The organism is Micromonospora sp. ATLC20, from assembly GCF_057196585.1.
In genome coordinates, this window is record NZ_JBXUOV010000204.1 from 1 (window position 1) to 9,631 (window position 9,631).

Consider the following 9,631-nt stretch of genomic DNA (forward strand, 5'->3'; position numbering starts at 1 on the left):
GGTCTGGCCGTCGCCGGGTACGCGGGCGTGCTCGTCGGCCTGCTGCTGAACAGCCTCGCGCCCGAGGCGGCGCCGGAGCCGCTGGGCCTGCCCGCCCCGGCACTGGTGGCGTACCTGGCCGGGGCGGGTCTGCTGCGGCTGCTCAGGTCCGGACCGGCGGGCCGGCGCCGGCCGGGTTGACGCTCACGCGTCGATCGAGGCGCGGATCGCGTCGACCATGATCGCCAGGCCCTCCCGGGCCTCGTCCTCGGTGAGCGTCAGCGGCGGGCCCATCCGGATCACGTTGCCGTACAGGCCGCCCTTGCCCACGAGCAGGCCGCCGGCCCGGCACGCCTCGAAGACGCGTGTGGTCAGCACCGCGTCCGGCTCGACCGTGCCCGGGTGGACGAACTCGACGGCGAGCATCAGGCCCTTGCCGCGTACCTCGGCCACCTGGTCCAGCCCGGCGACGGCCGCGCGCAGGCCGTCGCCCAGGATCGCGCCGACCCGGGCGGCGTTGCCCTGGAGGTCGTGGTCGAGCAGGTAGTCGAGCACCGCGTTGCCGGCGGCGGTGGAGACCGGGTTGCCGCCGAACGTGGAGAAGCTGATCGCCGGCACCGACTCCAGCACCTCGGCCCGGCCGACCACCCCGGCGAGCGCGAACCCGTTGCCGATGCCCTTGGCGAAGGTGAGCAGGTCCGGCGTCACGCCGTGCGCCTGGTAGCCCCAGAAGTGCTCGCCGGTACGGCCCCACCCGGTCTGCACCTCGTCGCTGATCAGCAGGATGCCGTGCTCGTCGAGCACCTTCTTCCAGGCGGCGAAGAGCCCGTCCGGGCCGTGCACGAAGCCGCCGACGCCCTGGACCGGCTCGGCGATCAGACAGGCCACGTCGCCCGCGGTCTGGGTGGCGAGCACCTCGCGCAGATCCTCGACCGCCGCGTCGACCCGGTCGGCGGCGTCGAGCCGGGCCAGCAGACCGCGCAGCCGCTCCCCGGAGTGCAGCCAGGCCACCTGCAAGGGGTTGAGCGAGCTGGCCGACCAGCCGCGGTTGCCGGTGACGCCCATCGTCGCGTACGACCGGCCGTGGTAGCTGTTGCGCACCGCGAGGATCTGGTGCGAGCGCCGGTGGTTGGTGGCGACCAGCAGCGCTGCCTCGTTCGCCTCGGTGCCGGAGTTGGTGAAGAAGACGCGGGCGTCCGGGATGCCGGAGAGCCGGGCGATCTTCTCGGCCAGCTCGACCTGCTGCCGGATCAGGTAGAGCGTCGAGGTGTGCACGAGCCCGGTCCGTAGCTGCCGTTCGACCGCCTCCCGGATCTCCGGGATGTCGTGGCCGACCATCGTGGTCAGCACCCCGCCGAAGAAGTCCAGATAGGTCCGGCCGGCCGCGTCGGTGACCCGGCGCCCGGAGCCGGCGACGAGTTCCAGCGGTTCGGCGTAGTAGAGCGGCATCCAGGACGGGAGCACGGCCCGGTGCCGGGCCAGCAGGTCGTCGGAGGTCATCGGCGCACCCTTCAGCGGAGGTGGATCCCCGCACGTTCCCACCACGACCGGGACCGGGACAACCGGCACTGTGCGAGTCGGCCCGCCGGTAGCATCCGCCGGGTGCGGACGGATCAGGTGACGTTGCCGGGCGGCGCGGCGGGGACGACGCGGGCACAACTGCTCGACGGGGTCCGGTCCTGGGTGGAGTCGGCGCCGGTGCGGCAGCTCGTGGCGCACTTCGGCGGCGACTGGCCCGACGGCGACCTGGCGGCCGTGCTGGCCGGGCTGGACGCGTTCTCCGCCCGCCGCTGGGACTTCCGGCAGGGACGGGAACGCCCGGACGCCCGGGAACCGGCGTTCGACCCGGCCACCGCCGGACTGGTGCTGAGCGCCGCCGCCACGCTGGGCCTGGTCCGCGCCGCCGCGCCGGCCCGATCCGGGTACGCGCACCTGCTGGTGCTCGGCGGGCTGGCGCACGCCTGCCTTCGGCGCACCGCGTACGCGGCGGTGCTGGCCCGGAGCGCGGCCGAGGTGACCGGCGAGGTGGCCGTGCTCGGCAGCTTCCGGCCGCTGTCGGCGGCCGAGTCCCGCACGCTCGACGCCGCCGGCCTGTCCGGCCGCGTCACCGAGGTGGACGTCCTCGACGCCGGGGTACGGCTGGCGTTCGGAGTGGACGCGCCGGACGACGAGCGCGGCGAGCCGGCCGGTCATCCGCATCGGTCCTGGTCCTCGCGCACCTACCGGCCGGCCGGACTGCCCCCGGTACGGGTGCTCGCCGCGCCGTCCAGCGAACCGGACCACCGTCGCGCGCACACCGCCGACACGCAGCGGTTCTGGGCCGAGCACGTGCGGTTGCGCGCGGACGACCCGGTGCTGATGGTGACCGCCCCGATCTACGTGCCGTTCCAGCACTGCGACGCGCTGCGGACGCTCGCCGTGCCGTACGGGTGCGGCATCGAGACGGTCGGTGTGGACCCGGCCGCGCGCGCCGCTGTCGCCGTACCGGAACCGACCCTGACGCCGGGCCGCTACCTCCAGGAGATCCGGTCGGCGCTGCGGTCGATGCGCGCGCTGCACGCGACGCTGACGGCGGGCTGAACCGGCGTCCGGGCCGGTGCCCGGCGAACCGCCGCGCACCGGCCCGAGAGCCGGGTGTCAGTTGACGTAGACCGCCGGGCTGCCGGTCTTGCTGGTGTCCTTCACCGGCGAGTACGAGGCGGTGAAGTACGCGGTGCCGAAGCACAGCGACGGCCCGGAGAACTTGGTCAGGACCTGGTTGGTGAAGCTGATCGAGTTGGTGCCGTTGGACGCCGTACCGGTCAGCGTGTTCGTGCTGGTCCGGTAGACGCAGGTGATCGCGCCGAGCAGCGAGTTGAGCACGACGGTGCTCTGGATCGGCGCCGCCGCCGTGCCGGAGATGGTGACCACGCCCGCGCTGGTCACCGACGTGGTGTAGGGCAGGTTGTTGACGGTGACGCTCTGCACGCCGGTGGTGCCGAAGACGTTCGTGGTGCAGCTGGAGAACGACTGCGCGGTGAGGCTCTCGGTCGCGGTGCCGGGTGCGGTCGGGTTGGTCAGCACCTTGGCGCTGAAGCTGGACGCGGCGCACTTGACGCCGGTGCTGCCGCTGGTCGAGGAGTAGAACGTGGCGTTGGTGCCGCTGCGCAGGCTGGCCTGGATGACGTCGCCCACCGACACGGCGGTGCCGGCGACGGTCGGGTAGGTCAGCACGGCGCTGGCGAGCGAGGTGGTGGGTGCGGCGGTGGCGGGGGCGGCGCCGACCAGACCGGTCAGCAGCGCCAGGGCGGCGAGGCCCGCGCCGATGCGTCCGTACCTGGGCATGGTTGTTCCTTCCGGCGGTGGGACAGGAAACGGTGCCGGCGGCGTCCGGGGTGGACGGAGCCGGTGGGCGCGGCGGCCGGGACCGGGCCGTCGCGGGTGGTGGTGCGCCGTTGCGGCCTCAGCGGGCCGGGCGGCGTGGCGCAGTGCGGCGTCGCCGCGTCACCTGGGTCTCTCCGGTCTTGGGGGGACGGGTCCGCGCGGCGATAATGGCAGCCATCCGGCCCTCCTTCGACGCGTTCGGGTGACCGATCGGGAGAGATCACCAGCGGTGACGAGACGTGAACTGAGCGTGTCGAAAGTTATAAACCCCGGAGGGTCGTAAAGTCAACGCATCAAGAAAGGTCGATGAGTGACAGTCCCGAGCCCGCCGTCGCCGGCGCCCGTGCCCCTGCCGGGCGCCCGCCACGGCCGCGACCCGGACCGCGCCATCAAGCGCGGCCCGCGCCGCGTGCCGGCCGAGGAGGTCGCGGCGACCCAGCGCGACCGCCTCTTCGACGGCCTGGTCCGGGAGGTCGCCAGCCGGGGGTACGACAACGCCCGGGTCACCGACATCTGCCACGCCGCCGGAGTCACCCGGCCCGCGTTCTACGCGCTGTTCAGCGGCAAGCAGGACGCGTTCCTGGCCGCGTACCGGCACGGCATCGCGGTGGTGTCGCACCTGATGGAGGATGCCTACCGCGACGCCCGCCCGGACTGGCCGCAGGCCGCCCGGGCGGCGCTGCGCACGCTGCTCGACGTGCTGGCGAGCGTGCCCGCCTTCGCCCGGATGGCGCTGGTCGAGGTGGACGCGGCCGGACCGGACGCCCGCCGGGAGCGCGACGCGCTGCTGAGCAGCTTCCGCCGGTTCTTCGCCGGCGCCGGGCCGGATCCGGCCGGCGTGGACCGGGACGCGCTGCTGTCCATAGTGGTCGGCGGCATCCACGCCACCATCCGTGAGCGGGTGGCGCAGGGGCGGGCCGACGAGCTGCCGTCGCTGCTGCCGGCGCTCACGTACGCGGCGACCGCGCCGTTCCTCGGCCCACGAGAGGCGGGCCGCGTCGCGCGGGCGGCGGGGACGGACGACGGCCCGGCCGCCACCGCGCCCTGCGCACCCGGCCAGCCCTGACCGGTCGGAAACCGCAGCGGTTTTTCACTTTGGCCGCTTTTGGCAAATGCCGCCCAACGATCTGCCACAGGCAGTTGACCGCCCCTTTACTCAGCGGTAACTTCGGCCTGCGCCCCTCGGCGCGCACATCCTGCGAAGCCAATTCACATCGTCGCAGATGAATTGATCTCGAAAGGGGCCGGCATGTCGGAGCAGATCGATCAGGTCGAGACCGATCAACCGCGGAGCGGCGTACGCTGGCGCCGGTTCGCCGTCACGTTCGGCGCCGTGGCGGCCGGCGCGGCCGGCATGGTGGTGCTGACCGCGCAGGGTGTGCTCGGCGCGCAGTTCGCCATCTCGGGCATGCCGTTCACGGTCACCGCCGACAAACTGGAGGGCACCGGGTTCGAGCAGTTCGCCACACTCGACCAGATGATCCCGGACAGCCCCAACCAGGGCGACACCGGCGGCCAGGTGCTCGTGATCGTCTCGGCGATCGACAAGGCCGAGCTGACCAATCTCTGCCAGAGCATCAACCTGGGCGGGACCAACCTGCGGATCACCGCCGGCAATTCCGGCAAGCCCGTCTCCGCCCGCACGCTCGTGGTCGACGGCGACGAGATCGCCGGTAACGCCTCCTTCAAGAACATCGACGTCGGGCAGGACGCCAGCACCGTCGACAAGGTCCCCGGGGTCAAGGGCAACCCGGGCGTGTTCGCCCAGCAGGCCGACACCGTGACCATCACCAACCTGCGGCAGAACAACTACGCCACCACCGCCGCCGTCTTCACGCTGCCCAACCTGCGCATGGGCTTCAGCTCCGAAGGGTGCTGAGGTGAGCGCGGGACAGCACTCGGCGCCCGCCGCCGGCGTCCGGACACGCTGGCGGCGCTGGCGCCGGGCGCGGCCGTTCACCGCCGGGCTGCTCATCGCGCTCGGCGGCGCGGAGATGCTCGTGACACTGCGGGCGCCGCTCGGGGTGCTGCTGCACGTCGGGCCGCAGGGGCTGGCCGCGTACCTGGTCCCCCTGATCCTGGTGATCTGCGGCGTGCTGCTGATCACCACGCCGCAGCAACGCGTCTTCTACGCGGTGGTCTCCCTGGTGCTGGGGCTGGTCTCCTGGCTCACCTCGAACCTGGGCGGGTTCCTGATCGGCATGCTGCTCGCGCTCGTCGGCGGGGCGCTCGCGTTCGCCTGGACGCCGGTCAAGCGGCGGGCTCCCCGCGCCGGCCCGGCCGCGACACCAGCCGACACGCCGCCCTCCGAGGCGACACCCGCCGACGCGACGTCCGCCGACACGACGCTCGCTGGTGCGACGTCCGTCGGCACGGCACCCGGGCCGCGCGAGCCGGTGGACGGCTCGGCGCCCACCGAGTCGCTCGACGCGCTCCTGTCGGCCGAGCCGGGGCCGCCCCGGCACACGCGGGCGGAGCGCGGCTGACTCAGCGGGCGGTGTCCGCCACCGCCTGCGCGAACACCTCGGAGCGGTGCTCGAAGTTGCGGAACCGGCCGTAGCTCGGCGCCGCCGGGGACAGCAGCACCACCCCGCCGGCCGGGGTCAGCTTGCGGGACAGCCCGACGGCGGCGACCAGGTCGTCGGCCAGCTCGGTACGCACCGACGGCAGTCCGGACAGCGCCTCCACGATGCGGGGGCCGCTGTCCGGCACGCCGATCACGGTGATCTCCCGATCGGCCAGGTGCGCGCGCAGCGGGCTGTAGTCCAGCCCCCGGTCGGCGCCGCCGACGATCACCGTCAACGGCCGTCCCTCGTACGCGTCGATCGCGTGCATGGCCGCGTACGGGCTGGTGGCGAGCGTGTCGTCGACGAACGTCAGCCCGGACGGATCGGCGATCTCGGTGAGCCGGTGCGCCAGGCCCTGGAACTCGGCGACCGCCACGGCGAGGCTGTCCCTGCGCGCCACCAGGTCGACGCCGAGCGCGTCAAGCACCGCGAGCGCGACACAGAGGTTGCCCTCGTTGTGCCGCCCGACCAGCGGCAGCACGGCGCGCGGGAACAGCGGCGTGTCCCGCAGGTGGAACCACCGGGTGCCGTCCGGCCCGCTGGCCACGTGCGTGGTGTCCGGCGAGCCCGCGCGTACCGCGGCCCGGTCGCCCAGCTCCGCCGCCAGCCGCGGGTCGGCGCCGTTTACTACGACGGCGTGCGGGCCGTGCGCGATCAGGTTCAGCTTGTCCCGGTAGTACTCCCGCTCGCCGCCGTGCGCGTCCAGGTGCTCGGGGAACAGCGCGGTCACCACCGCCACGCGCGGCGAGTCGGTCAGGTCGGAGCACTGGTAGCTGGACAGCTCCAGCACGTACAGCTCCGCCTCGGGCAGGTCCAGCAGCGGCACCCCGATGTTGCCGCCGAACACGTTCGGCCGGTCCATCGCGGTGAGCAGGTGACTGATCAGGCTGGACGTGGTGCTCTTGCCCTTGCTGCCGGTCACCCCGACGGTCCGGTCCGCGTGGTCGGCCATCCACAGCGCGCTGCCCTGCGTGACCGGCACGGACCGGTGGCGCAGCTCCACCATCCACGGGTGGGTGTTCGGCACACCCGGCGAGCGGACCACCACGTCGGCGGCGGCCAGGCGCTCGAAGCCCTCCTCGCCGGTGACGAGCGGCGCGGCGGCGGCCAGCGGGCCGTCCCAGGGCAGGGTGAGGAAGTTGGCGCTGTCGTCGACGACGACCAGGCCGGCCGGCCCGTGCGCGGCGATCGCGGTCACCGCGGCCCGGCCCTCGCGGCCGGCGCCCCAGACGGCGACATGACGTCCGCGCAGATCAGACAGGCGCACGGGCTCTCCTCGGACTCGGTCGACGGCGGGCAGGGTCCGGCCCAGCCGGACACGGACGGACGAACCAGGGCCTAGTATGGCGTGTGCCCAACGAGCAGCTGCGGCGGATGGACGCCTTCACCTTCCCGTCCTACTCGATCGACTTCGCCACCGGCGAGGTCCTGTTCGACTACGCCCTGACCGGTCCCGACGGCGAGCAGCGGTTCACCGAGGTGATCACGCTTCCGCTGCCGGCCGAGCCGGTCTCCGACGCCACAGCTGCCACCCTGTCCCGGGTGCTGGAGCTGCTGCACGTGGTCGCCGGTGTCAGCTACTACAAGGCCGCCGCGCCGCCCCGGCTGGTGCTGCCCGCGCCGCTGGGCGCCGCCGCCGTCGAGCTGGTCACCGCCGTCTACACCAAGGGCCTCGCCGAGTACGCGTACCGCAACGAGCTGCCGCACGTGCTGGAACTGCGTCCCGAGGTGCCGTCCGGCACCGTGGACCCGGCGGTGCCGGTGGACAACTCCGACCGTCGTCCGCTGTCGGCTGTCGGCGGCGGCAAGGACTCCATCGTCACGCTGGAGGCGCTGCGGCGCGCCGGCCTCGACCCGGTGCCGTTCTCGGTCAACCCGAACCATGTGATCGTGTCGGTGAACGAGGCGTCGGACCTGGTGCCGCTGGCCGCTCGGCGGCGGCTGGACCCGGTGCTGTTCGAGCTGAACGCCGCAGGCGCGCGCAACGGGCACATCCCGGTCACCGCGATCAACTCGCTGATCGCCGTGGCCACCGCCGTCCTGCACGGGCTCGGCCCGGTGGTGATGTCGAACGAGCGTTCCGCGTCCGACCCGAACCTGATCTGGAACGGCCACGAGATCAACCACCAGTGGTCGAAGGGCGTGGAGGCCGAGGGGCTGCTGCGCGCGGCGCTGGCCGAGCACGCGGGGCTCACCGAGCCGTACTTCTCGCTGCTGCGTTCCCTGTCCGAGCTGCACATCGCCCGGCTGTTCGCCGAGATCGACCGGTACGACGCGGTGGTGACCAGCTGCAACGCCGCGTTCAAGCTGCGCGACGCGAGCGAGCGCTGGTGCCGCGACTGCCCGAAGTGCCGGTTCGTGTTCCTGGCCATGGCGCCGTTCATGCCCCGCGAGCGGCTGACCGGCATCTTCGGCGGTGACCTACTGGCCGACGAGTCCCAGATCCCCGGTTACCGGGAGCTGCTCGGCATCGACGGGCACAAGCCGTTCGAGTGCGTGGGCGAGGTGGAGGAGTCGGTGGTCGCGCTGAGCCTGCTCGCCCAGCAGGACCAGTGGCGCGACGTGCCTGTGGTACGCGCCCTGGTCGCGGCCCTGCCCGACACCGCCTGGCAGGCGGCGGCCACCTCCGACGTGTTCACCCCCGGCGGCGACAACTTCATCCCCGCCCCCTACGCCAAGACCCTGACCGCCCTGACCTGACCCGCCCCCCGCCCCCGCCCCGCCGATCATGAACTTGACGGTGCGAATTCCGGCGAATCACCGGCTCAACCTCATGATCACCGCCCGCACCCCATCGATCTTGGAGTTGTGGCACCTCTGATAACGGTGCGTAGCCGGCATTTTGGGCGCCACAACTCCAAGATCGGCGCGGCAGAGGCCGAGAGGGCGGGCGGGGCGGGGGGCGGGGGCGGGCGGGGGCGGGGGCGGGGGTGGTCAGGGGGTGCGGATGGCGTCGAGGGCCAGCAGGGCCACGTGCAGGGACAGACACCTGTCGACCGAGTCGAGGTCGGCATCGAGGATGCGGCCGATACGGGCCAGCCGCTCGTAGAACGCCGGCCGGGACAGATGCGCGGCGGCGGCGCCGGCCGACTTGTTCCGTCCCTGCTCCAGGTACGCCCGCAGCGTGCCGAGCAACTGCTCCCGCGGGTGCTGGGCGTCGTAGGCGAGCAGCGGCCCGAGTTCGCGCTCGACGAAAGTCTGCAACCGGGGCTCGTCGCGCAACAGGTGCAGCAGCCCGGCCAGCCCCACGTGCGGCAGCCGGTAGCAGGGCAGATCCCGGGGATCCCGCCGGGCCGCCTCGGCGACCTGCCGCGCCTCGATCAACGACCGGCGTGCCTCGCGCAGACCGCTCACACCGGACCCGGCCGCCACCACGATCGCAGCCCGGGGCGGCGCGTCGACCGGCCGCGCGCTCCCCGACACGACGGCCCGTCCGGCGGGCCGGTCAGGCGACTCCGACGGGCGGGACGCCGGAGGGCGTGCGGGGGCGGCGTCGAGGCGTACCCGGCGCAACGCCGCGGCGAACGCGGACAGTGCCTTCTCCTCGGCGGCCGGGTCGGGGAGCGCCAGCAGCGCGCCCACGGCCTGGTCGTCGAGCGGGCTGGTCAGCGCGGTGAGCTTGGCGTCCCGGACGGCCTGGCTGACCGCTTCGGCGAGGTCGCGCAGCCGGGCCGGGCCGGCTTCCGGGTCCTCGGCGTCGGTGTCGCGGCGCGCGCCCCGGC

Annotated in this window: 9 protein-coding genes and 1 pseudogene; 6 read left to right on the forward strand and 4 right to left on the reverse strand. The window is 73.4% G+C overall.

The window, feature by feature from the left end:
* Positions 1 to 180: pseudogene (locus tag AC2CHG_RS27255) on the forward strand (acyltransferase family protein); the annotation flags it as partial.
* Between the two features lie 3 nt (positions 181 to 183).
* On the opposite strand, the gene AC2CHG_RS27260 reads toward AC2CHG_RS27255, so the two are convergent.
* The gene (locus AC2CHG_RS27260; protein WP_355509678.1) at positions 184 to 1,479 is read right to left on the reverse strand and encodes an aspartate aminotransferase family protein; all 1,296 of its coding nucleotides are present in this window, start codon (positions 1,477 to 1,479) and stop codon (positions 184 to 186) included.
* 117 nt (positions 1,480 to 1,596) lie between these two features.
* Here AC2CHG_RS27260 and AC2CHG_RS27265 point away from each other — a divergent pair, with 117 nt between their 5' ends.
* Complete coding sequence (locus tag AC2CHG_RS27265; protein ID WP_484525881.1) at positions 1,597 to 2,559, forward strand: hypothetical protein; 963 nt, start codon at positions 1,597 to 1,599, stop codon at positions 2,557 to 2,559.
* Positions 2,560 to 2,616: 57 nt separating this feature from the next.
* On the opposite strand, the gene AC2CHG_RS27270 is transcribed toward AC2CHG_RS27265, so the two are convergent.
* Positions 2,617 to 3,303 (reverse strand): Tat pathway signal sequence domain protein, encoded by a 687-nt coding sequence (locus AC2CHG_RS27270; protein ID WP_262014347.1) that lies wholly within the window; start codon positions 3,301 to 3,303, stop codon positions 2,617 to 2,619.
* 349 nt (positions 3,304 to 3,652) lie between these two features.
* On the opposite strand from AC2CHG_RS27270, the gene AC2CHG_RS27275 reads away from it, so the two are divergent.
* From AC2CHG_RS27275 to AC2CHG_RS27285, 3 genes are all read left to right on the forward strand, one after another.
* The gene (locus tag AC2CHG_RS27275) at positions 3,653 to 4,408 is read left to right on the forward strand and encodes a TetR/AcrR family transcriptional regulator (RefSeq protein WP_484525876.1); all 756 of its coding nucleotides are present in this window, start codon (positions 3,653 to 3,655) and stop codon (positions 4,406 to 4,408) included.
* A gap of 183 nt (positions 4,409 to 4,591) precedes the next feature.
* On the forward strand, positions 4,592 to 5,221 hold the full coding sequence (locus AC2CHG_RS27280; protein WP_135241096.1) for a DUF6230 family protein: 630 nt from the start codon (positions 4,592 to 4,594) through the stop codon (positions 5,219 to 5,221).
* Between the two features lies 1 nt (position 5,222).
* Entirely contained in the window at positions 5,223 to 5,828 is a 606-nt protein-coding gene (locus AC2CHG_RS27285) for a DUF6114 domain-containing protein (RefSeq protein ID WP_484525877.1), read from the forward strand.
* 1 nt (position 5,829) lies between these two features.
* Here the strand turns inward: AC2CHG_RS27285 and murD are convergent, their stop codons facing one another.
* A complete protein-coding gene (gene murD, locus AC2CHG_RS27290) occupies positions 5,830 to 7,176 on the reverse strand; it encodes a UDP-N-acetylmuramoyl-L-alanine--D-glutamate ligase (protein WP_484525878.1) in 1,347 nt (448 codons plus the stop codon).
* A gap of 83 nt (positions 7,177 to 7,259) precedes the next feature.
* On the opposite strand from murD, the gene AC2CHG_RS27295 reads away from it, so the two are divergent.
* Positions 7,260 to 8,609, forward strand: a complete 1,350-nt coding sequence (locus tag AC2CHG_RS27295) for a MurL-like N-terminal domain-containing (protein ID WP_484525879.1) — start codon at positions 7,260 to 7,262, stop codon at positions 8,607 to 8,609.
* Positions 8,610 to 8,843: 234 nt separating this feature from the next.
* Here AC2CHG_RS27295 and AC2CHG_RS27300 read toward each other — a convergent pair.
* Positions 8,844 to 9,631, reverse strand: a 788-nt coding sequence (locus AC2CHG_RS27300) for a PucR family transcriptional regulator (protein ID WP_484525880.1), incomplete at its 5' end; no start/stop codon positions are given.

Coding starts and splice junctions, on each gene's coding strand:
- AC2CHG_RS27260 (WP_355509678.1), bottom strand. CDS start 1,479: ATGACCTCCGACGACCTGCTGGCCCGGCACCGGGCCGTGCTCCCGTCC.
- AC2CHG_RS27270 (WP_262014347.1), bottom strand. CDS start 3,303: ATGCCCAGGTACGGACGCATCGGCGCGGGCCTCGCCGCCCTGGCGCTG.
- AC2CHG_RS27280 (WP_135241096.1), top strand. CDS start 4,592: ATGTCGGAGCAGATCGATCAGGTCGAGACCGATCAACCGCGGAGCGGC.